At 62.0% G+C, this 20,712-nt stretch carries 20 protein-coding genes and 1 tRNA gene; 9 read left to right on the top strand and 12 right to left on the bottom strand.

Annotation, left to right across the window (positions count from 1 at the left end; all coding sequences use genetic code 11):
• Window positions 1-37 precede the first annotated feature (37 nt).
• The 8 genes from CP556_RS19055 to CP556_RS19015 form a co-directional block, all read right to left on the bottom strand.
• The gene (locus tag CP556_RS19055) at window positions 38-1,630 is read right to left on the bottom strand and encodes a fatty acid--CoA ligase (protein ID WP_098727047.1); all 1,593 of its coding nucleotides are present in this window, start codon (window positions 1,628-1,630) and stop codon (window positions 38-40) included.
• 188 nt (window positions 1,631-1,818) lie between these two features.
• Window positions 1,819-3,033: an MFS transporter gene (locus CP556_RS19050; protein ID WP_255291506.1), complete on the bottom strand. Its 1,215-nt coding sequence runs from the start codon at window positions 3,031-3,033 to the stop codon at window positions 1,819-1,821.
• Between the two features lie 804 nt (window positions 3,034-3,837).
• Window positions 3,838-4,266, bottom strand: a complete 429-nt coding sequence (locus CP556_RS19045; protein ID WP_176548247.1) for a PadR family transcriptional regulator — start codon at window positions 4,264-4,266, stop codon at window positions 3,838-3,840.
• A gap of 1,269 nt (window positions 4,267-5,535) precedes the next feature.
• Window positions 5,536-6,168 carry a fibrillarin-like rRNA/tRNA 2'-O-methyltransferase gene (locus CP556_RS19035; RefSeq protein ID WP_098727045.1) on the bottom strand — a complete coding sequence of 211 codons (633 nt, stop codon included), beginning with the start codon at window positions 6,166-6,168 and terminating at the stop codon, window positions 5,536-5,538.
• A complete protein-coding gene (locus tag CP556_RS19030; RefSeq protein WP_098727044.1) occupies window positions 6,161-7,054 on the bottom strand; it encodes an NOP5/NOP56 family protein in 894 nt (297 codons plus the stop codon). The genes CP556_RS19035 and CP556_RS19030 overlap by 8 nt, the downstream gene beginning before the upstream one ends.
• Before the next feature lie 134 nt (window positions 7,055-7,188).
• Entirely contained in the window at window positions 7,189-8,316 is a 1,128-nt protein-coding gene (locus CP556_RS19025; RefSeq protein ID WP_098727043.1) for a DUF63 family protein, read from the bottom strand.
• A gap of 667 nt (window positions 8,317-8,983) precedes the next feature.
• Window positions 8,984-9,787, bottom strand: a complete 804-nt coding sequence (locus tag CP556_RS19020; RefSeq protein WP_098727042.1) for an inositol monophosphatase family protein — start codon at window positions 9,785-9,787, stop codon at window positions 8,984-8,986.
• Window positions 9,788-10,073: 286 nt separating this feature from the next.
• A tRNA-Leu gene (locus CP556_RS19015) sits at window positions 10,074-10,156 on the bottom strand.
• 285 nt (window positions 10,157-10,441) lie between these two features.
• Between CP556_RS19015 and CP556_RS27585 the strand changes: the two genes are divergently transcribed.
• Both CP556_RS27585 and CP556_RS19005 read left to right on the top strand, forming a co-directional pair.
• Entirely contained in the window at window positions 10,442-10,708 is a 267-nt protein-coding gene (locus CP556_RS27585) for a DUF8108 domain-containing protein (RefSeq protein WP_486187777.1), read from the top strand.
• A 26-nt stretch (window positions 10,709-10,734) separates the two neighbouring features.
• A complete protein-coding gene (locus CP556_RS19005) occupies window positions 10,735-11,772 on the top strand; it encodes a hypothetical protein (RefSeq protein ID WP_098727040.1) in 1,038 nt (345 codons plus the stop codon).
• A gap of 217 nt (window positions 11,773-11,989) precedes the next feature.
• Here CP556_RS19005 and CP556_RS26820 read toward each other — a convergent pair whose 3' ends face one another.
• Window positions 11,990-12,118, bottom strand: a complete 129-nt coding sequence (locus CP556_RS26820; protein ID WP_255291505.1) for a hypothetical protein — start codon at window positions 12,116-12,118, stop codon at window positions 11,990-11,992.
• Between the two features lie 103 nt (window positions 12,119-12,221).
• Here CP556_RS26820 and CP556_RS19000 point away from each other — a divergent pair, with 103 nt between their 5' ends.
• From CP556_RS19000 to CP556_RS18975, 6 genes are all read left to right on the top strand, one after another.
• The gene (locus CP556_RS19000; RefSeq protein ID WP_098727039.1) at window positions 12,222-12,707 is read left to right on the top strand and encodes a DUF309 domain-containing protein; all 486 of its coding nucleotides are present in this window, start codon (window positions 12,222-12,224) and stop codon (window positions 12,705-12,707) included.
• A gap of 125 nt (window positions 12,708-12,832) precedes the next feature.
• Entirely contained in the window at window positions 12,833-13,630 is a 798-nt protein-coding gene (locus tag CP556_RS18995) for a M14 family metallopeptidase (protein ID WP_098727038.1), read from the top strand.
• A gap of 198 nt (window positions 13,631-13,828) precedes the next feature.
• Complete coding sequence (locus CP556_RS18990) at window positions 13,829-14,173, top strand: glutaredoxin family protein (protein WP_098727037.1); 345 nt, start codon at window positions 13,829-13,831, stop codon at window positions 14,171-14,173.
• A gap of 119 nt (window positions 14,174-14,292) precedes the next feature.
• Window positions 14,293-14,877 (top strand): DUF7110 family protein, encoded by a 585-nt coding sequence (locus tag CP556_RS18985; protein ID WP_098727036.1) that lies wholly within the window; start codon window positions 14,293-14,295, stop codon window positions 14,875-14,877.
• A 237-nt stretch (window positions 14,878-15,114) separates the two neighbouring features.
• Entirely contained in the window at window positions 15,115-16,398 is a 1,284-nt protein-coding gene (locus CP556_RS18980; RefSeq protein ID WP_098727035.1) for a PQQ-dependent sugar dehydrogenase, read from the top strand.
• A 146-nt stretch (window positions 16,399-16,544) separates the two neighbouring features.
• A complete protein-coding gene (locus tag CP556_RS18975; RefSeq protein WP_098727034.1) occupies window positions 16,545-16,871 on the top strand; it encodes a DUF7577 domain-containing protein in 327 nt (108 codons plus the stop codon).
• Window positions 16,872-16,901: 30 nt separating this feature from the next.
• Here CP556_RS18975 and CP556_RS18970 read toward each other — a convergent pair whose 3' ends face one another.
• Together CP556_RS18970 and CP556_RS18965 are read right to left on the bottom strand one after the other, a co-directional pair.
• A complete protein-coding gene (locus CP556_RS18970) occupies window positions 16,902-17,642 on the bottom strand; it encodes an SDR family NAD(P)-dependent oxidoreductase (RefSeq protein WP_098727484.1) in 741 nt (246 codons plus the stop codon).
• 101 nt (window positions 17,643-17,743) lie between these two features.
• Window positions 17,744-18,856, bottom strand: a complete 1,113-nt coding sequence (locus tag CP556_RS18965) for a glutamate-cysteine ligase family protein (protein ID WP_098727033.1) — start codon at window positions 18,854-18,856, stop codon at window positions 17,744-17,746.
• A gap of 488 nt (window positions 18,857-19,344) precedes the next feature.
• Between CP556_RS18965 and CP556_RS18960 the strand changes: the two genes are divergently transcribed.
• On the top strand, window positions 19,345-20,316 hold the full coding sequence (locus CP556_RS18960; protein ID WP_098727032.1) for a phosphoadenosine phosphosulfate reductase family protein: 972 nt from the start codon (window positions 19,345-19,347) through the stop codon (window positions 20,314-20,316).
• Between the two features lie 137 nt (window positions 20,317-20,453).
• Here the strand turns inward: CP556_RS18960 and CP556_RS18955 are convergent, their stop codons facing one another.
• A complete protein-coding gene (locus CP556_RS18955; protein WP_098727031.1) occupies window positions 20,454-20,648 on the bottom strand; it encodes a DUF7333 family protein in 195 nt (64 codons plus the stop codon).
• Window positions 20,649-20,712: the final 64 nt, after the last annotated feature.

Raw genomic sequence — 20,712 nt, 5'->3', positions numbered from 1 at the left:
CGAGATCGGAGATCTAACTCCCGCTCCCAGCGGCCGATCAGGACGCGACGGTTTCGATTTCGGGCTCGAGGCCCGCCTCGTCCTCGCGGAGCTTGAACTTCTGGACCTTGCCGCTGGGATTCTTTGGGAGTTCGTCGACAAAGTAGTACGTCCGCGGGCGCTTGAAGTCGGCGAGCCGGTCATTTTCGAGTGCGAACGCATCGAGATCCGCCCCCTCGACGCCGTCGGCCACCACGTACGCGACGATCCGTTCGCCCCACTCCTCGTCGGGTTCGCCGACGACGGCCGCCTCTTCGACGGCGTCGTGGGTGAACAGCACGTCCTCGACCTCGGCGGGGTAGACGTTCTCGCCGCCGGAGACGATCATGTCGTCCTTCCGGTCGACGACGTAGAGGTAGCCGTCGTCGTCGCGGTAGCCGAGATCGCCGGTGTAGTACCAGGTCGTCCCGTCGGCCTCGCGCAGGGAGTCAGCGGTCGCCTCGGGGCGGTTCCAGTACTCCCGCATCGTACACGGGCTGGCGATCAGTATCTCGCCGATCTCGCCCTCGTCGACTTCCCGGTCCGGATCGGCATCGGGCTCGACGATCCGCAGCCGGTGATTGAGCCCGGGCAGCCCGGCCGAGCCCTGCTTCGAGAGCTGGTCTTCCGGCGGCTGGAAGACGCCCGCGGGACCGATCTCGGTCATGCCGTAGGCCTGAAGGTAGTCGTCACAGAGGTGTTCCCGACAGTTCTCGAGCACCTGTTCGGGCATCGGTGCCGCGCCGTAGAGGCCGAGCCGGAGCGAAGAGATGTCGACGTTCATCTCGGCGGCGGTCATCGAGAGCGCGTTCCAGGCGGTCGGTGCGGCGAAGACGAGCGTGACGTCGTGGTCCTCGATCGCCGCGAGCACGGCGTCGGGTTCGAACTCGTGGTGGATCACGTTCGCCGCGCCGCGATGGACCCGCGGGAAGAGGTTGCAGTGGAGTTCGGCGCAGTGGTACAGCGGCATCATCGACAGGCCGACATCGTCGCGAGTCATGTTCGCCTCCGCGATGCACAGGAGGTTGTGCTCGACCATGTCTCGGTGTTCGTGGACGACGCCTTTCGGTCGGCCCGTCGTTCCCGACGTATAGATGAAGGCGTACACGTCGTCTTCCGTGACGCGAGTGTCAGGTTTTTCGGGTGAGCCCGACTCGAGCATCTCGTAGAATCCGCGCGCGTACTCCGGTACCGCCTCGCGGTCGTCGTCGATGAACACGTACTCCGCGACGGACTCGAGGCTCGGTCGCGCCCCCTCGACGGCCTCCCGCGTTTCGGACTCGAAGAGGACCATCTTCGCCTCGGCATCGTTGACGATGTACTCGATCTCGCCCGCCGGGAGGCGGAAGTTCAGCGGGGTGAAGACGGCACCGATCTTCGCGCACGCGTAGACGGTAAGTGCCATCTCCGAGCCGTTGTACAGCACCGTCGCGACTCTGTCTCCCGTTTCGATTCCGGCCTCGAGCAAGGCGTCGGCCAACCGATTTACCCGCTCGTTGAACTCCGCGTAGGTCCAGTGCTGGTCTTTCCGCGGATAGATGATCGCGTCGCGATCGGGATAGCGATCGACCGTCTGTTCGAGGGTGTCACCTATCGTGGGGTGATTTGACATACCACCACCATCTACCACGGATGTCCTTATATTCTTTAATGAGAAGAGCACCGGTTAGTGTCGAGGTCGGTGCCGAAACCAACCGATCCGCATCCGATTTGCCAGTACTCGCTCGATGCTTGGTCGACTGAGAGGAAGCCAAAACGGCTCACGATTCCGATCCAGATGGAGACGAACGACTGGGAGTCCTAGAGCCGCGTGATCGAGAGCACCAATCCGACGGTGCCGACCGAAGCCAGTAGCAAGAATCCGTGGTCGAACGAGCCGTAATCGGCGAGCGTGCCGATGAGCAGGGGCGACGTCGCACCGACGACCATCCAGCCCGCCTTCAACGTGCCCAGTCCCGTTCCCTGCATATCGTCGGGGAGCGAGTCCGCGATATACGTCTGCGTGACGACGCCGCACCCGTTCCAGCTACTGATGAGAACCGTGACCGCGACGAGCGGGACGAAACCGTTGACGAAAGGGAGCAACCACAGCCCGGCGACGCAGCCGCCGAAATACAGGACGAGCGTCGGACGCGCGCCGAAACGGTCGAGCATGGTTCCCGAAAAGGGCTGTATAATCGCACCGACGGCGAAGAACAACCCGAACAGCGTCGCTGCGACCGCCGGAGAGATCCCCTTCGCCACCGCGAGATACGTCGGATAGAAGGAGGAAAACCCCTGTATCACGAACGAGGCGGTGACCTGAATCGCGACGACGGTCGGGATGGATTCGCGAGTGATCCCGCTTCTGATCCGCGCGAGCGTGTCGCTCGAGAGTTCGTCGACCGCGCTTTCCCCGCTCGACGTGCGGTTCGGAACGGTCATCCAGAGTCCGACGGCGACGACGAGAAAGAGGGGGCTGAACGCGCCGATTCCGTACCGCCACGTCGCGTACGAAGCGATAACGGCTGCCGCGACGGGAAAGACAGTGTTTCCGATGTTCCCCGCAGCCATCGTCAGCCCGATGGCCGAGCCGGCTCGATCCGGATAGATGTCCGTGAAGATGGTGAATCGAGTCGGTCCGTACAGCGCGGTCGCGAGGCCGAACACGATCGTTCCCGCGAACAACATCCAGACGTTTACGGCCGTGGCGACGACGAGAACGGTTCCGGCCGAAATGAGGGTGCTGATGACGACCACGTTGCCCTCGCCGATTCGGTCGCCGAGGAATCCGCCGGGCACGTGACCGACGGCGTATGCTCCCCAGAGCAGCGTCAACAGCAGCCCGGTCGTGGTCAGCCCGATCCCGAAGTCGTCCTGAAAGTAGGGGACGAGCGCTGGATAGACGAACCGCACACCGATAGAGAGCGCCCACCCGGCACCGACGGCGATGAGAATCCAGCCGCGCCCGCCGGCCCACAGGTCATCTGTCGTCTCCTTCGCGTTCCGTCTGATCGTCTGTATCGGATGCGCCACGGATGAGTCGTTGCTGTGCCTAGCAATACTCAGGTTGTTTCAGTTACGTAGGCGGCCAATGCTTCCGGGAGTTAAACCAGGGGTTCGGTTCCGGCAGCCACCGGGACGGAGGACGGATCGTCGATTGTGAATTCCTCGATTGGGTCGACGACGGAACGCAGGTCTCGGCGAATCGTCTCTCGCTAGAGCGCTCGACGCGAGGGCTCGAGAGCGACGATCAATCGAGCCGCTCAAGAGCTCGCGGGGACGGAAGCGTGCGGGAATTCGGTCGGCGGGAAACGGAGCGCGGATCGGGTCGTATCCGCTGTCACTCACTGCTTTCCGTTCCCCCTCGAAGCCGGCCGTCTCACGCGGCCTGCTGGCGCGGATCGAACAACGCGCAGTTCGGACACCACTCCGACCCGTCTGCCCGTCGAATCTTCTTCCCACTACAGTCGGCGCAGGGCTCTTCGGCATAGCGGACCATACGATATCCGTCTGGGAGTTGGAGTGACATGGGTATTTCGGTGGACTCACGTTCTGTAATGCCTGATTCTCAGGCTATGCAGACGGAAGCGATGCGGATACCACGGTCACTACGTGACCAAATAAGACGCCCGCTAGTCACCGCGGCCGCGCGACGATGTCATCGATGGGGCTGCACGTTTGAGACGTCTCGACAGTTCGGTCACGCGATTCGACTCCCGTCGCCGTCGACCGCGAGTTCGCAGTCGTCACAGAGCCACCACCCGATCAGCGGATCGCATTCGGGGAGCGCCCCGTCGCAGTCGGGACACCGAATCGACTCCGCATCTCGAGGCCCGATTATCCCTGCTCACCCGCCTCTCGAGCGGTTACCTCGTCCGCTCCGAACTCGGCCGCGCCGATCCTGCAGGCGTCAGCGAAGCGCTCGGCGCGTTGCAACAGGAGCGCGCGGCCGTCGTCGGTGAGAAGATACTCCGCGTGGGCCTCGAGTCGCCGCTTCTCGAGGAGGCCGCGGCCGACGAGGGTACGTAGGTTCGGGTCGAGTCTGGTTCGGGTGACGCTGAGATACGCGCGCTCGAGCGTGTCGACGATCGCATGTTCGTCGGGAACCACATCGTCGCGCTCGAGGCGGGCCACGGCCTCGAGACAATCGCGCTGGAAGGCGGTGAGTTCGATCCACGCGGTTCTTCCGTCGGCTTCGGAGTAATTTGGTGGTGATTCGTCTGCTCGACCGGGGCGTTCACGGCCCCACGGAGTATCGTCGTGCATGGCTTCAGGTGGGTAATTTAGGGAACTGCTTGCGGGCTCGGTATTACTAGCACCGGCTCGCTTTTGCTCGGAGCCTGACCGTCAGGTCTATCCATCCTTCTGTAAGCAACTATGTTTTCTCATAGATTGTATAATTGACGATAGATTCGATATAATCATTCTAATCGTCCTAATTGCTTTCCGACGATGATTTGATGGCGTGAAGGTATTAGCGTACTATGCGGATTTCTGCCGACTGGATGGTTCTCGCCGATGATAGGATTCTCGAGTTCTTAGATGAGAACGGTCCTCGATCCCCGACGAAAATCAAAGAAGAAGGCCCCATTCCATTCTCGCGACAACATATTAACAACCGTTGTATGAAACTCGAGAGCTACGGTCTGACTCAAAATATCGGGAACGGGGTGTACACGATTACTGAAGACGGTGAACAGTATCTTCGGGGGAATCTCGACGCGAGAACGGTAGAAAACGAGTAAGCGAGTAAGTATGAGGACTACTCGGTATTCGAGGATTTGGCTTCCGTGTCTCCGGTAGCATAGAACGGTGCAATACTTCTCGATGTCGCCCTGATCGTCCGACCGCTGACGGAAGCCGGTTGGAATCGGTAGCGAATGAGACTGCCCAATGGATGGCTGCTGCTACTCTCGAGCCGACTGTGAATCGAAACGTCGCACTGTACTCTCAGTCGCGCTTGGTACCATCCGCCTATAATCTAAATACAAAGGATAGATAAGTAATAAATAGGCCATCATAGAGGATATCGTAGAGTGGATTAAAGATGGAGGGGCCAGAAAAGTAGTCACCAGCAGGTGCTGTTCTTGCAACTTTGGCTCTATTGCCATTGTCCTTCTTATTTCCGGGACGCTGTCTGTGGCTAATCCTCAATATTAATGTCCATCCATTAGTTGTTTCTATTCATGATCTCAGGGAAGATACGGACACCTCATGCTTTTTTATCCATATTGATGATAGGAGTTGTTTTCATATATTATCAAGCATCGTATCCAGCATCTATTCAACTACTATTTGCAACGGGACTACTTTCGTCACTGCTTATTGCCGTCAAAGGTGTGGAACGGTATCAGATACAGTTTATCCTTGGTGGTTTGACACTTCTTGCAGGATTGATCATGGTAGTTGATAGTGGGCTGGCTATGCCATATAAAATTTTGACTATATTAGTGGGAGCCTTTGGTGTCGGCTTATCCATTAGATCGTATCTTTCTCGGCAAAAGGGATAGCGGATGAGTATACATGCGGGTACGACTATTTCGACTTGGCTACAACCCCAAGATGATCCGCGTGATACTCCTCGAGCCCCCGAGCCTCCAGAATCTCGTACCCCTCAGACAACTCCTCGCGAACGTCCTCGAACACGGCCGACGGCTCTCGAGTCACGTCTTCGCTCCGGGCCTTGACAGCCAACAGGAGCCGCCCGTCGTCGGCCAAGAAGCGCCGGTTCTCGAGCGCCACCCGCGCCTGTCCGCGCGTCGCGACGTCTTGGACGATCACGTCAACATCGGACTCCACGACGTGGGCGTAGGTCTCTGGTTTCCGCGCATCTTTTAGGAGCGGAAACAGCCGATCCCGGCTCTCGGCGGCCTCGAGCAGGTCCCGAACCGGCCGCGCGGCGAACTCCACGGCGTAGGTCGGCCCGGCGAAATCGGCGACGTGGCTCACGGTCGTCCCGCTCGCGGCACCCAGATAGAGCACGGTTTCGCCGCCTGCGAGGCCGGTGTCCATTCCCAGCTCGAGCATCGCACCCAGTTTCGATCGATTCGGGTTCCAGGCACGCCACTGGCCGTCGGTGGGCTCGCCGTAGACTGGCTCGCCTCGAGTCGCCAGTCGCTCGGACCCGTCGAACGCGCGGCGCTCGACGCCCGCCGGAAGCTCACTCATCGTCGACACCTCCAGTATCGGCACTGCCATCGTCGGAGTCCGCGTCGTCGTCCACCGTCCGCGCCTGAATCGTCTCGATCCGTTCGGCGAGTTCGGCCTCGAGTTCGGGTTTCGACTCGCCAGAGTAGTGATCGACGCGGGCCGCGATGGCGAGTTTGCCCGCGACCGCACGCGCCGCGGAGCCCCGGTTTTCGGGGTGGGTGCCCCGAACCGCGTCGTGCGTGTAGATGATCCCGTGCTTGGGCGAGGGCGCGTGCCCCCGCAGGTGGGCGAACAGCGCGTCCTCCGCGCCGAGTACCTGCACCGTTCCGCTCGGTTTCTTCGCGAGTGCCTCGAGCCCGCCCGCGAGGGCGATCAGGCGAGCCGACAACACGGGCTCGGCGAGCGCCGAGAGGTTCGGCGCGACGGCCGGCGTCTGGCGCTCGACGAACTCGCGCAGGTCGTCGGCCTCGTCCGCGAGGTCGGCCACCCGTTCGGCGAGCGAGCGGATCGCAGGCTCCTCGAGGTCGTCGTCCGCCTCGCCGCGTGCCAGTTTGCGAGCGTACTCGACGCCGGTCCCCGCCTCGGGGTCGACGGTGCCGGCCCACTCCGCCAGGCGCTCGGCAAGTTCGTTCGCCGTCCGACTGCAGTCGTCCATCGCTCTGATCGCGTGGACCAACTGCTGATCGTCGGCTCGCTCGCGCTCGGTCACCGCGGCCCGCGTCGCCGCGGTCGTCGCCTCCCCGAGCGCGTCGTAGTACCCGTCCTCGTCGCTCGCAAACCCCGCCTCGAGTGCGAGGGCGGGCCAGTCGCGGGGCTCGTCGGCGCGTCCCTCGCGAATTGCGGCCGCCATCGCGTCGGGATCGTCGCGGTCGACGGCCGCGAACCACCCGTCCGTATCGGTCATGAACGCCCGTTCCCGCCGCGAGCGATTAAAGCCCCCGTTCGCGGTCGCCGCTCGAGCGGGGCCGGCGTGGGACGATGCGGGGGCTCCAAGGAGCGGAGAACGAAGAACTCGAGACGAAACGCGAAAAAGCGAATTCAGACGCCGAACGTCGCACGCAGCATGTCGCGGGTTCCCGGGCCCAGACCGACGGCAACGACGGTGATCATGAGCAAGACCGCGTAGCGCGGGCTGTCCTCGAAGACCGTCTCGTCGAAGATCCAGATGACGAAGACGGCGGCGGCGATCTTCACGAGCAGGAACGGCCAAGCCGAGCCGGTGATCGAGACGATATTGGCCGGAAGCACGTCAGCCGTCGTGTTCGCGATCGCCCGGTTGATCGGGTGCTTCGGAACGAGGTTCGCCGGGAGCCCGAGCGAGGTCGCCCAATCGAGGCCGATGACGTTCGCGACGCCGTCGACCGCGTGTGCCCAGATGACGACGATCCCCATGTATCCGGTACCGCGGTTCAGTTCCGGCGCGAACCGCTCGAGTGCGACCCACGTGATCGCCGTCGTCAGCGTCGCGCCGACGAGGATGACCAGCGGGACCAGCGGGTAGAACTCCGCGTATCCCTTCGTCGCCGCCGTGTAGGCCAGGAAGAGGACCGTCAGGGTCAGCAGGCCCGTTCCGATTCCGGCCAGCGGGTACTCGTAGCCCGAGACGTAGTCGTTTCGCTCGAGCCAGACCGAACTCACGACCGCGAGCAGCGCGACGAAGAAGACGGTGAAATAGATCAGCGGGCTGATGATGAAGCCGGACCACGGCAGGTCGATGGCCATCTCTCCGGTGTACACGAAGGCCGCAGCGTTGGCGTCCTCGACGACCCGCAGCGCGCCGCCGAAGAGCATGAACGGGAACAGTGCGAAAAAGCCCGCGCGGTAGCGCTCGATCTCGAGGCGGCGAACGAGGAAGATGACCCCGATCAGCATGAGGACCAGAGTCGGGATGTAACCGGCGTAGGAGACGAACGTATAGCCGGGTTCGGCGGTCGGACTGGCGTCGGCGGGGGCTTCGGCACAGGAGACCGCCTGGCCGTCAACTAACGTTGCGCAGTTCCAGCTGTGGGCGTCGGCGACGACCGGGCCCCAGAAGTACTGCCAAATAATCTCGACGTAGACCCGCTGTGGGAACAAGAGCGCGCCGAGGACCACCGCGGCCGCGAGACTCGCGACGGTCGCGACCCAGACGCGCTCGGCCCCGAACCGGTCGATGACATCGTCCATACCGAATCCCGTAGTGGGGGCCGCTTACCGTTTCCGATTTTCAACGCGCGTGACTGTTCCCCGCGACCGGGTTCGACGATGAATCTCTGTAGAAGAGCGGAACGCATCGCTCGAGACTGGTCAACCGGCGTGCGGTGGCGCGCGCTGTCTGCGAGGCGCGACCAGCGGGAGCGCCTCGAGAGTGAACGGAGAGCAAAGCGATCCGTGAGCAGGCCGACCGAGCGTCGTGAGGCGCTCAGCGCCTCGGAAAGCGAGCGGTGACCGCAGGGAACCGTGAGCACAGTGAGGGCGGGCGACGACGCTGCGCGAGGTCGTCGCGAGTAGTGCGGGACCGCCGGTCCCGCATACCGTGCGAACGGCCGCGAAGCGGCCGTGAGAAGACGGAACGAGGGACTGCTCGGAAGACGCGGGGCGTCTTCCGTTGGATGAGCGAGCGGAGCGAGGCGCGAACACTGTGAGCGCCTCGGAAAGCGAACGGCGAAGCCGTGAGCCTGGGAGCGAGTGAATCGGTTGGGGAGGGCGTGGCGATCCCTTGTTGCCACGGTAGCAGAACACTTCTTTTCATTCTTTCCCACCAGAACTACTGGTCCATTCACGCAGCCAGTGACTGGCGATATCGGAACTCCTCCTCGCAGACCGTCGGTTCCGTCCACATCCGATAAGCCACTCAGCCCTCGATCTCGCGGGCCGCCGCGAGCAGTTCGTCGTGAATCCCGCCGTTCGAGGCGACGATCCCCGTCCTATCGTGTCGCCAGCGGTCGCCCTCGAGATCGGTGACGACGCCGCCGGCCTCGCGGATCAACTGAACGCCGGCGACGGTGTCCCACGAGTTCGCTCGCAGGTTAGTCATCGTCCCCTCGAGCGCGCCCGAGGCGACCATCGCCAGCTCGAGCTGGGCACAGCCGAAGCGGCGCATGTCGCCGAACCGCTCGACGACGGCGCGGGTGGCCGCGGCGTACTGGTCGCGCTGGTCGAAGTCCCACCAGAACGTCGGGCAGACGGTGGCCGCCTCCGGGTCGGCACAGTCGCTGACCGATAGCGCCTCGTCGTTTCGGAACGCCCCCTCGGGGCCGACGCGGTAGGTGTCGGAGAGGGCGGGACAGTCGAACGCGGCACCGACCGGTTCGCCGTCCACGACGGCCGCGACGGCGGTCCCGAACGCTCGAGTCCCGTCGACGTAGTTGTTCGTCCCGTCGATGGGGTCGACGATCCAGGCTGGTCCGGTTTCGGGGACCTCCTTCAGCGCGTCTTCTTCCTCGCCGACGATCGGATCGTCCGGGAACGCCTCGCGGATGGTCTCGATGACGGTCTCCTGGGCGTCGCGGTCGACCTGCGTCACGACGTCCGTCTTGCCGCTTTTCTCCTCGACGGCGAGATCGGTTCGAAACGAGTCGGCCGCGACGGCGGCCCCCTCGCCCGCTGCTCGAGCCGCGACGGCCGCGCGATCGGGGTCCGATTCGGGTTCATACATGGCCCATCCTCGACGGTCGGGGGTGAAAAGTGGTCGTACTACGCGCCTCGAGCCGCCGTCGTCGGGCCCCTCGAGCGGGCGGTCTCTCGTCGGACACATTCGATGAGCCAGTAGCTGTAGCGGTAGCAGTATAGTAGCCACTGAAAGTCGTTGCACAGCTGATCGCACGACAGCGTTGCGATCAGTATGTAAATCGTTTCAGTGGCTACTATAGCTCGGTCAGGGTAGGTCGGTATCAGAAGTTTGCGAGGGCAAGACGCTCCGTCTTGCCGCGCACTGTGGTGAGTGCGAGGGGAGGGGATCGAACCCACGAACTCCTACGAGAGCGGATCTTGAGTCCGCCGCCGTTGACCGCTTGGCTACCCTCGCACGCGCCTTTTTGTAGGCCCGTCCATGGGTTAAATGGCCCGGTTTAGCTCTCGGTACGGTCCTCGAGACGAGAAATCTACGTCCGGAATACGCCACCACCTCGGAAGGTCTTTTATTCTATCCGTGCGATGGTTTTCTTACTACGTATAGACGTATCATGCCATGTGAATGATGGTGAATACGCGAGATAGTCAGCGATAGAGTCAGGAAAGATGGAATCTACCCGTGCGATGTTTAGTCAGTAAACATCAATATTTATAACCCTGCCGTATCAGGTGAGTTACTATGAGTCGAATCCGAAGGGTTGACGATCAACGCGAGATGGAGCGAGTTATTGACGATTATATTACACAAGGGTACCAAGTGAAAAGTCAAGGGGAGCGAAGCGCCCGAGTGAAGGATAAAGATTGGGGATCGGCTCTCGGACACATCGTTGTTGCCCTGTTAACTCTTTGGTGGACTCTCGGAATCGGAAACGTTGCCTACGCGGCGTACAAGCGATATACGGCTGATGAAGTAACCATCAAAGTAGACGCCCAAGACGACGTCTGAAGCGCCGCATCGCGAGGTGAGTAACGATGAATACAATCCGTATTTTTCGGCTGGTAGCCGCGACAGTGACGATTGCGTTTCTGTCGACGCTTTATCTGTTTCACACTGGGCGCGTAAATCTCTCGCTTGCTCCACCGACGATTATACTGTTACTGTCTTTTTCACTGGCATTCTATGTCGGTCTCTATCACGATTTCGCTCGGGAGAATCCGATTCGTCGGACTGTCGCCATCGGAGTCGTATCCGTGATTCTGGTTGCGTCCCTGATCTGGATTGCCGTTTCCGTTCTGTTCGGCGGAATAGCTGCTGTCTTTGAAATCCGAAACGGTAGCATGATTCTTCCCCCTGAGGAATTCTTACCCGATTGGTGGCTTCTCGTTCTCCTCGTTCCAGCCGGGATTTCACTTGTTAGTGGTGCGGTACTAGATACCGAAAGACCGTCGTATTCCGCTCCGAGCGGGCTGCATGAGTTGGCTGAATCACCGATCTATTTCGCTCTCACTTGCACTGTAATCGGGTTATGGAGCGTGCTTTTCGTCGGGTTGAACATGGTGCAACGAATCGTGATCATCGCTCCGATTTTCGAGGAGTTACTAAAATTCGGTGTTGCATTGACTATCGGCGCAGCCATATTCGGTAGATCGATCTATTCTCGCATCGCTATCGCTCTCGTAATCGGCTGTATTTTCGGTCTGGTCGAACACTCGAGCACGTACGCCGGAGAACCGGACATACTCTACCTGTATCGCGTTCTGTTTCACTCGCTTTTAACGATGATTTCCGTTGCAGTTTACACTACGTTCGAAGAGCGGAATTTGAACGATTTGCTCTGGATCGCTCCGATTTATCCGATCGTCCTGCATTACCTGAACAACGCATTCGCCGTGCTTTCCGGAGTGGTATTAGCTACGACGCCGGAAGGAACGCAACTGGTCGTCTCTATTGTGTTCGGTGGGCTGATTCTCCTTCTCGGAGTGGCGTTGCTGAGTATCGCAATCACACGGCACAGTCTTGCAGCGCTACTCCATCGTGAGCCGTATCTGTTCCTGAGAGGCGTGCTATGATATCGAATATTCACTGCCACTCCCATCGCCGACTGGACAGCGGGACAGCGGAACGTGTCTTCGGCGACGATGGGAGTACGTCGTCTGGCTCTCCGCTCGAGCCTCAGTAGTGTCCAATCGCGTCCAGACGGGTCTCCAAAACGGTATCGCGAAACGAGGCTGCGTGTCGGCTCACTCTTGCTCGCCGAGATTCCCCCACTGAGGGAGTCCCGTCAGTTCAGGCCATCCGCTCATCGAGGGCCTCCTCGGTGTAGCGCCGATCGCAGTTCAGACACTGGTACCCGCCCTCGATGTGCGCGTAGAGGCGCTCCCCGCAGTGCTGACAGCGGCCGTAGGGCTGGACCATCTAGTTCGGTATGAGGCACCCTACCGTGATAAATACGGTGCTTACACACGCTACGGGTCGCCTAACCGACGGAACTACCGCCTCTCGGCCCCCGACATCGACTATGGACGACCACACACGCGACCCGACCGTCGAGCCGCCGGCTGGGAATCCGACCGGCTGGGATCCGTCCGCGGGTCGCTGGGAGCACGCGACGCTCCGCCGGGCGACCGACTGCGGCGTTCGGCTGTTCAACGACGGCGCGTACCACGAATCCCATGACTGTTTCGAGGCCGAATGGTACAACTACGGAGCCGGCACCGCGGAGAGCAAGTTCTGTCACGGGATGGTCCAGGTGGCTGCGGGAGCCTACAAACACGTCGATTTCGAGAACGACGACGGCATGCGGAGCCTCTTCGAGACGGCACTGCAGTACCTCCGTGGCGTCCCGAGCGACTACTACGGAGTGGACGTGCTCGCGGTCCGAACCGCGCTCACGAACGCCCTCGAGGAACCGGCTGCTATCGACGACTGGCGGATACGGCTGGACGACGAGCGACCGACCGCTCGAGCCGTCGAGTACGAATACACCGACTCGCTCGAGGAGTGAGGCGGATTAAATCGCATCACGGCTCGCAGACAGGTTCTCCGAGCGAAGAACCGGACGCGATCCGCGATCGGTCGACGCTGTGAAGGACCGAATCGCCTTTCCCCTTTCAGCCGAACTAACTAGTAATGAGAGTCGCACAGTTGGGGTCGGGAACGCCGGAAATCGCAGTCGTGGCGGGCGTCCACGGGGACGAACCCTGTGGCGTCCGGGCGATCGAACGCCTTCTCGACGACCGCCCGACCGTCGAACGGCCCGTCAAACTCATCGTCGCCAACGAACCGGCGCTCGAGCGACAGGTGCGGTTCGTCGACGAGGATCTCAACCGCGCGTTCCCTGGCAGTCCGGACGCGACGACGCACGAGGGACGGCTTGCACACGAACTCGTCGACGAACTCGACGGCTGTCTGACCTTCTCGATGCACTCCACGCAGAGCCACGCCGACCCCTTCGCGATCGTCAACGGGGTCAACGAGACGGCCAAAGATATCGTCCCGCAACTGCCCGTCGCGGCGATGGTCGAGACGAGTAACTTCGCGGAGGGACGACTCTTCTCCGCGATCGACACCATCGAAGTCGAGTGCGGACTGCAGGGGTCGGAGACGGCCGCCGAGAACGCCGACCGACTGACGCGATCGTTCCTCACCGCAGTGGGCGCGTTGCCCGGCGACACCGTCCGCCGCGACCTCCCGGTCTACCGGCTCACCGACGTCATCCGCAAGGATCAGGCCGACACCTACGAAGTGTTCGTCGAGAACTTCACCGAGGTCGAGGCCGGCGCGCCGTTCGCTGCCGCCGACGGCGAGAAGCAGGTCGCCGACGAGTCGTTTTACCCGGTCCTCATGTCGTCGAACGGCTACCGGAACGTCTTCGGCTACAGCGCCGAGAAAGTGGACGTGCTCGAGACGCCCGCGACGGCTGACTGAGCCAGCACCCACGATACACACCTGCCCACCTTCGTTTCTCCCCTATTCCGTCCCTGCTCTGCTCCGTTCTTGTTCTGCTCCGTCCCTGCTTTGCTTCGTTCCTCCCTTGCTCCATTCGCCCGCACAGCAGGCCGCAGTTCCAACATCGAGAGTGCCGATGGCGCAAGGCATATCCCCCACACTACCGTATAGGTATGTATGGAATTCCCACCGAACCAGGGTCTCGATCAGGAGGAAGTCGACGAGCAGGTCGCCGAAGCGCTCGAAGAGAACGAGGTCGTGCTCTTCATGAAGGGAACCGAACTGATGCCCCAGTGTGGCTACTCCCGCAAGGCGCTCGGGCTGCTCGACCAGCACCGCGACGAGTTCGAAACCGTCGACGTTCTCGAGTCGCTCGATGAGTTCCGGCGGGCGCTGTCCGAACGCAGCGACTGGGAGACCATCCCGCAGACGTTCGTCGATGGCGAATTCGTCGGCGGCTCCGACATCCTCGAGGAACTCGAGGAGCGTAATGAGCTCGCTGAGACGCTCAACGCCGCGTAACGACACGAATACGTCATTTATTCATTGAATTTGATATTTCACACATTTAATAGCAGGTCATATAAGTCACGCCCTCGTACTAGACGATCACGACTATCGCCGTACACACCTTCCCCACAATGTCAACAGAGGAATCCAGACACGTATATCGGCTGCACTCGACACTCGAACTGCCCCTCGAAGACCTTCGCGAGCATATCGACGAGGCGAAGTACCCTGACGGGATCAACGACGTCGAAATCACGCGACGGAACAATACGCTCATCCTCAAGGCCGTCGCCGAGGACCAGTCCGTCAGTAAGTACACGCCGACGGCACAGCTCAAGGCCAGCGTCACGGAAAATCGGGTCTATGAGGAAGATCCCGACGAGCGGCGACAGAAGTCCTTCAGCTGGGACGAAGAGGAAGAAGAAGAGATCGAATCCGAACTCGTCGAGTTCGCCGCCTTCAAGGGCGACCGAGAGACCGTCCTCCAGAACTCGCTGTTGCAATACGAAATGTTCCTCGTTCTCTGTGAGATCGCCGAAGCGGCCGAGAAGGGCACCCTAACCGCAATTTCGGAGCGCAACGGCGACCTCGATGCGACCCGGATCGTCGACGGCGAACCCCGCCCTGCCGACATCGAAGTCGTCGAAGGGCCCCGCGATCACGGCTCGGGTGAGGGCGGCGTCAACTGGCGGGACAACAAGTTCATCACGGACTGATACGGTCTGTTGTAACGATTACCCAGAGCAACCGCAGGACGGTTCGAGGTTGCTTCGGAAATGACTTACAACGGCCCGTATGAACGAAGCGGGAACCGATCGCTCGCCCCGACTCATCGACGACTAGCGGCGCGGTCACCGACGCCTCGGCAACGCGATCCTAAATCTCCAATTTCGAACAGCGTTCATCGCGACCGAATAGGTCTATATCCTCCTCGAGCCTGTACGACCCCCTCCATGGAACCCCGCACCAGCCGACGGCGATTCCTGACGAATGCGGTCGCCGGCGCGACGACGGGTCTCGCCGGCTTCGCGAAACGGTCTCGAGCCGACGATGCCACGGCGCCGAACGCACTGGACGCGATCGATCGAGTCCCGAACGCGGTCGGCCTCGAGACGCTAGTCGACGGACTGGGGATGCCAGTGGGCCTCGAGTTCGCCCCCGGAGCGGATCGTCGATACGTCGCCGATCGCGGTGGCCGTATTTTTGCTCACGAATCGGACGGGCTCCGCGACGAGCCGTTTCTCGACCTGCGCGACACCGTCCGCACCGGTGGCGAACGCGGGCTACTGGGCATGACACTCCATCCGGATTTCGCCGAGAACCGCCGGCTGTTCGTCCACTTCAGCGCACCGCGTCAGTCTGGAACGCCGGCGGATTTCGACCACACGGGGATCCTCGCGTCGTTCCGAGCGACCGACGACGGAAGGAGGGTTCGCCGAGACACCGGCCGCGTCGTCCTCGAGATCCCCCAACCGGCGGACTTCCACAACGGGGGCGATCTCGCGTTCGGACCGGACGGGTTCCTTTACGTCGGCATCGGCGCGGGCGGCGGCGGAGGCGGCGGCGGTCAAGATGTCACGACGGACTTTCTGGGTAGCGTCCTGCGACTCGACGTCGACGATCGGACGGCCGATCGAGCGTACGCCGTCCCCGACGACAACCCGCTCGTTGGACGGACGGGCCTCGACGAGTACTACGCGTGGGGCTTTCGGAACCCCTGGCGGCTCTCGTTCGACGACGGCGACTGCTTCGTCGCGGACGTCGGCGAGAGCGACTACGAAGAGGTCAACCGCCTCGAGAAGGGCGGGAACTACGGTTGGAACGTCAGAGAGGGGACCCACTGCTATCGGGAGGAGACCTGTCCGAACCGCTCCGCCGAACGCGACGGCGGCGGCGGTGAGCCGTTCCGCGATCCGATCATCGAGTATCCGCATCCGCCGACGGAATCGGCGGTCAGCGGCGTGTCGGTCATCGGCGGCTACGTCTACCGGGGTTCGACGCTCCCGGCCCTGGAGGGCACGTACGTCTTCGGCGACTTCCTGCCCGAAGGGCGGCTGTTCGCCGCCACTCGACCCGATGACGGCGACGGACTGTGGCCGACCACCGTCCTCGAGATCGACGGCGAGACGACCCTCGAGCGACTGCTCTCATTCAGTCGCGACGATCGGGGAGAGGTGTACGCGCTCGGCACGGGCACCGGCGGGGGCGGGGTCTTCCGCGTCGTCCCCGCCGCGTGAGTGTTCTCGCGCGATATACGGACACCGCAATCGGACACCGTAGCCGGACGCCGGTGACGCGAAGCCCGGTGGGTCAGGAGGAGTCCGCCTGCTGCGGCCATCCGGCCGGCGATAGACGTTTGTAATCCCGATGGCGAACGACGAGTATGGACGATCCGGGCCCGTACGCGCTCCTCGGTCGCCTCGCCGTGGCGGTCTTCGTGATGATCGCCCCGACGCTGTGTTTTCTGGGATTGGTCCGGGGGCTCGAGCGACTGCGGGACGACGATCTCATTACCGAGTGGGCGCGGACGCGAGGCCGCGACGACGCTCACGACATCGCGGAGCACGACGACGTACTCGCCGTGTTAGCGAACGAGATTGGCGTCGAGGCCGACGGCTCGTCGACGGTTCGGTGTCCCGCGTGTGGAGCGGCGAATCGAGCGGGCGTGACGTACTGTCGCGGCTGTCAACACCGGTTCGAGTCGTCCTGACGATAGGTCCGTCGTAGCCCTTTTCGCTCGTCACTCGAGTCGGTCTTCCCACTCCGCGGCGGTCATCGACTCGCCGGTGACGCCGTCCGGTCCCTGCGCGGCCAGTAACGCCGCGGCGTCATCCATCACGTCGGGTTGCAGGATCTCCTGGCGTTCGTCGTCGGGGAGATGTTCCCAGATCCGCGTGTTCACCCGACCGCCGGGGTCGATCGCGTTGACGGTAATTCCATCATCCTCGACCTCGAGTGCGACTCCCTGCGTGAACCCCTCGAGGCCCCACTTCGACGTGATGTACGCTGCGGCGTCCGGAATTGCGTAGCGACCGAGGCCGGAAGAGACGTTGATGATCTGTCCCGACTTCTGTCCCCTCTCGAGCATTGCCTCGAGGACGTGTTTCGTGAACAGATAGACACCTTTCACGTTGACGTCCATAATCCGGTCCCACTCGTCTTCGCTCGTCTCGACCAGTGACCGGCGCTCCTCGCCGAAACTGAGCCCCGAGATCCCGGCGTTGTTGATCAGCGTATCGATCCCGCCGAAGCGATCGAGCGTCGACTCGACGACGCGGTCGACGGCATCGGCGTCGCGAACGTCCGCCGGCGCGACCAGCGTCTCGCCGTCTGCTGCGTCGGCCACGGCCTCGAGGTCGTCTTCGCTGCGGGCCACGAGGACGACGTTCGCCCCGAGTTCCGAGAGGTGTAGCGCCATCGAACGTCCCAGTCCCTTGCTCGCGCCGGTCACGATGATCGTCTCGTCGGTGAGAGTCGTCATGGAGTGATCGTCGGTATCCACGGAGTAATACGTTCCCCAGTGAACGCCCGCTCGAGTCGATCGAAGCGAGATGTCGGCGACCGATCGTCCGCCGTGGATCGTCAGTCGCCGGTGATCGGACTGGCCTGTCGAACGTCCCGCTCGAGGCGCTCGGCGTGGTCGAGCCGAAACCGGCGCGCGTCCGCGGGGCAAACTGGTCCAAGCCCGTCGATTTCGTGTGATACGGGCTCGTAGGCGGCGATGTCAAACCCCATCCGATCGAGGTAGGACCATACCGCGTCCGACGCGACACCCTCTCGGATCGCGGCGTTGACGTACTCGATGACCGCGTCGAACTCCGGGAGGACGATCGCGTCCTCGGTCACGGAGCCGGTCCTCCCCTCGATTCGCACGTCGGCGTCGCCGAGATGACCGACGATTTCGGCCACTCGATCGGCCAATTGGATGATCTGACTCGGAAGGGCAGCGTCGGGCGAGCGCCACTCGACGGTCCCGAACGTGTCGCGGAGCTGAACGGGCGTCCACACCGCGCTTTCGGGATCGAAGTTCGACTCGATCGTCGCGCGGTCGGCTCCCGCCTCGATGGCCGCCGTCACGAAATCCTCGTATCGCCGCTCGAGACGCCGGGTCCACTCCTCGGCATCGTTGACGTAGGGCCACAGCCGACCCTGGTGAGGGACGCCGTCGTACGCCATCCAGCGGTAGAGTTTCGATCGAGCCCCGACGGCCAGGTTTCGACCCCGGAAATACGGCGAGGAGTTCGCCAGCGCCAGTGCGGGATCGAGTGCGATGAGCGCGTTCAGCTGGTCAATCTCGCGTCCCGGTTGTTGTTCGACGTGGATATGGGTTCCCGCACAGTGTCGGACGTACTCGAAATCGTCGCCGATGACGCGGTCCTGGATTCGCGTCCTGTCGCTCGCGCGGTCCGGAATCTCGCCGGCGTGTATCGGCGTCGCGAGCGGGACGAGTCCCCGGTCGAGTTCGTCGGCACGTCGCACGACACTCTCGACCCGGTCGAATAGCTCGTCGCGCAGCTCCGCCGTCGTCTCACACGGTGTCGTTTTGATCTCGAGCAATGGTTCGACGAACTCCCGTTCGGCACCCGCCGACGCGTCGACGAGTTCTCCGGGTTCGATCAGTCGTCCCTCATCGTCGATCACCCAGTACTCGACTTCGATGCTCCGTCGTATCGGTTCGGATTCGTGTGCTACCACAGTTGTCTCGGTTGCGATTTTGACTCGGGGGATCGCTGGGCCGTTCAGTTCACGTACCACACATTGTCTTGCTACTTACTCACACACCATCCTCCGTGAACATCATACAAGAATTTTTCGCGGAAGGAAATATTCGCGATCACATCGATACGATTAAACCCTGTTCGTCCTCTTCTTCGACCAATCTGTATACGTTCGGCCCATCAACCGATCGCGAATAGACTGGGCGACGAATCGGGCGTTCGTGGCTGTTCGCCGCTCAGACGGTCCGTGCCGTTGGAGGACAATAATTGCCGCCACTTCCGACATTATGCCCCGTTTCGCCACCCGACTCGAGTCCCCGTCGGAGTACAAAAACACGGTGTACGATCTCCCGCATCGACGCATCGCTGTCGATTGACCCGCGACGACCCACGCGGTCCGGGATGCCGACAGAGTTTTCCGGCGACCCAAAGGATTTACACCTCCTAATTATATCTAATTACGAGATGGCTGAGAACTTCCCCGACTACGTGAACGTCGACTATTCCGACGGCGACGGCGAAGATCCCGAGGCGTATCCCCACATTCAGGACAAGATCGAGAAAGCGATCGAGGTCACCCGCGAGGGCTTAGAAGAGTACGAGAACCCGGCGGTCATGTGGACCGGTGGCAAGGACTCGACGCTCACGCTGTACTTCATCAAGGAGGTCGCCGACCGATTCGATCTCGAGGTACCGCCGGCGGTCTTCATCGACCACTACCAGCACTTCGACGAGATCCACGACTTCGTCGACCACTGGGCCGACGAGTGGGACCTCGAGGTCATCTACGCGCGCAACGAGGACGTCGGCGAGTACGTCGACGAACGCGGCCTCGAGCCCGGCGACGACATCGACATCTCGGAACTCTCCGAGCACAACCAACACCACGTCGAGAACATCCTCGAGTACGAGGAGGACACGTTCCCCTTCCTGCTCGACACCTACGTCGGCAACCACCTGCTGAAGACGGTCGCGCTCAACGACGCGCTCGAGGAGTACGATATCGACGGCGTCATCTCCGGCGTCCGCTGGGACGAACAGGAGGCCCGCGCCGACGAGACGTTCTTCTCGCCGCGCCACGATCCGGACATCTACCCGCCACACGACCGCATCCAGCCCATCCTGCAGTTCGACGAGGCTGCCGTGTGGCAGGCCTTCTGGAACTTCGTGGTCCCGGACACGGTCGAGAACTTCCCCGAGGAAGGCTACGTCCCCGAAAGTGACACCGACCTCCCCGAGGGCGTCGAACAGGACGACATCCCGATTTCGCCGAAATACTTCGCCGGCTTCCGCTCGCTGGGCAGCGAAGTCAGCACGGAGAAGGCCAACGAGGATCCCGCCTGGCTGCAGGACCTCGAGGGGACCACCGAGCGCGCGGGCCGCGCCCAGGACAAAGAGGACCTGATGGAGCGCCTGCGCGATCTGGGCTACATGTAGGCCGCCTCGCCGTCGGCCACTGACTGACACGCAACTACCGATTTTCTCGGTTTTCGTTCGCTCGAAGGAGTGGCAATACGAGCCGTCTCTCCCGCAATCGACGAGATCGTTCGTCTCGAGAGATTTCCCGTCCGATACTATCGGCCGGCCGTACGGTACTCGCCGTGTTTGATCCCGAGTCCCAGCATGATGAGTCCGAAGACGATCATCGACGGTGCGACCATCATCAGTACGGTGTCCATCCCCATCATCGGCGCGGCGATTAGGCTAACGACGCCGATTGCGATGACGGCGATAAACGCGGCAGCGGTCGTGGGAAGATCGAACTCCATGTGCTGTGATTGGGAGTCCGATAACTAATGGTATCGGGAATCGGCAGTCCGTTCACGAAGATTG

Origin of the sequence: Natrinema sp. CBA1119, from assembly GCF_002572525.1 — an archaeon.
Classification (GTDB): domain Archaea; phylum Halobacteriota; class Halobacteria; order Halobacteriales; family Natrialbaceae; genus Natrinema.
Note: the sequence above shows the minus strand (reverse complement) of the source record. Positions and strands in the feature narration are given on the sequence as shown.

Excerpts from the sequence above, each read along its gene's own strand:
- CP556_RS19055 (WP_098727047.1), bottom strand. The coding sequence starts at position 1,630 with ATGTCAAATCACCCCACGATAGGTGACACCCTCGAACAGACGGTCGAT.
- CP556_RS19045 (WP_176548247.1), bottom strand. The coding sequence starts at position 4,266 with ATGCACGACGATACTCCGTGGGGCCGTGAACGCCCCGGTCGAGCAGAC.
- CP556_RS19035 (WP_098727045.1), bottom strand. The coding sequence starts at position 6,168 with ATGAGTGAGCTTCCGGCGGGCGTCGAGCGCCGCGCGTTCGACGGGTCC.
- CP556_RS19030 (WP_098727044.1), bottom strand. The coding sequence starts at position 7,054 with ATGACCGATACGGACGGGTGGTTCGCGGCCGTCGACCGCGACGATCCC.
- CP556_RS19025 (WP_098727043.1), bottom strand. The coding sequence starts at position 8,316 with ATGGACGATGTCATCGACCGGTTCGGGGCCGAGCGCGTCTGGGTCGCG.
- CP556_RS19020 (WP_098727042.1), bottom strand. The coding sequence starts at position 9,787 with ATGTATGAACCCGAATCGGACCCCGATCGCGCGGCCGTCGCGGCTCGA.
- CP556_RS27585 (WP_486187777.1), top strand. The coding sequence starts at position 10,442 with ATGAGTCGAATCCGAAGGGTTGACGATCAACGCGAGATGGAGCGAGTT.
- CP556_RS19005 (WP_098727040.1), top strand. The coding sequence starts at position 10,735 with ATGAATACAATCCGTATTTTTCGGCTGGTAGCCGCGACAGTGACGATT.
- CP556_RS26820 (WP_255291505.1), bottom strand. The coding sequence starts at position 12,118 with ATGGTCCAGCCCTACGGCCGCTGTCAGCACTGCGGGGAGCGCCTCTAC.
- CP556_RS19000 (WP_098727039.1), top strand. The coding sequence starts at position 12,222 with ATGGACGACCACACACGCGACCCGACCGTCGAGCCGCCGGCTGGGAAT.
- CP556_RS18995 (WP_098727038.1), top strand. The coding sequence starts at position 12,833 with ATGAGAGTCGCACAGTTGGGGTCGGGAACGCCGGAAATCGCAGTCGTG.
- CP556_RS18990 (WP_098727037.1), top strand. The coding sequence starts at position 13,829 with ATGGAATTCCCACCGAACCAGGGTCTCGATCAGGAGGAAGTCGACGAG.
- CP556_RS18985 (WP_098727036.1), top strand. The coding sequence starts at position 14,293 with ATGTCAACAGAGGAATCCAGACACGTATATCGGCTGCACTCGACACTC.
- CP556_RS18980 (WP_098727035.1), top strand. The coding sequence starts at position 15,115 with ATGGAACCCCGCACCAGCCGACGGCGATTCCTGACGAATGCGGTCGCC.
- CP556_RS18975 (WP_098727034.1), top strand. The coding sequence starts at position 16,545 with ATGGACGATCCGGGCCCGTACGCGCTCCTCGGTCGCCTCGCCGTGGCG.
- CP556_RS18970 (WP_098727484.1), bottom strand. The coding sequence starts at position 17,642 with ATGACGACTCTCACCGACGAGACGATCATCGTGACCGGCGCGAGCAAG.
- CP556_RS18960 (WP_098727032.1), top strand. The coding sequence starts at position 19,345 with ATGGCTGAGAACTTCCCCGACTACGTGAACGTCGACTATTCCGACGGC.
- CP556_RS18955 (WP_098727031.1), bottom strand. The coding sequence starts at position 20,648 with ATGGAGTTCGATCTTCCCACGACCGCTGCCGCGTTTATCGCCGTCATC.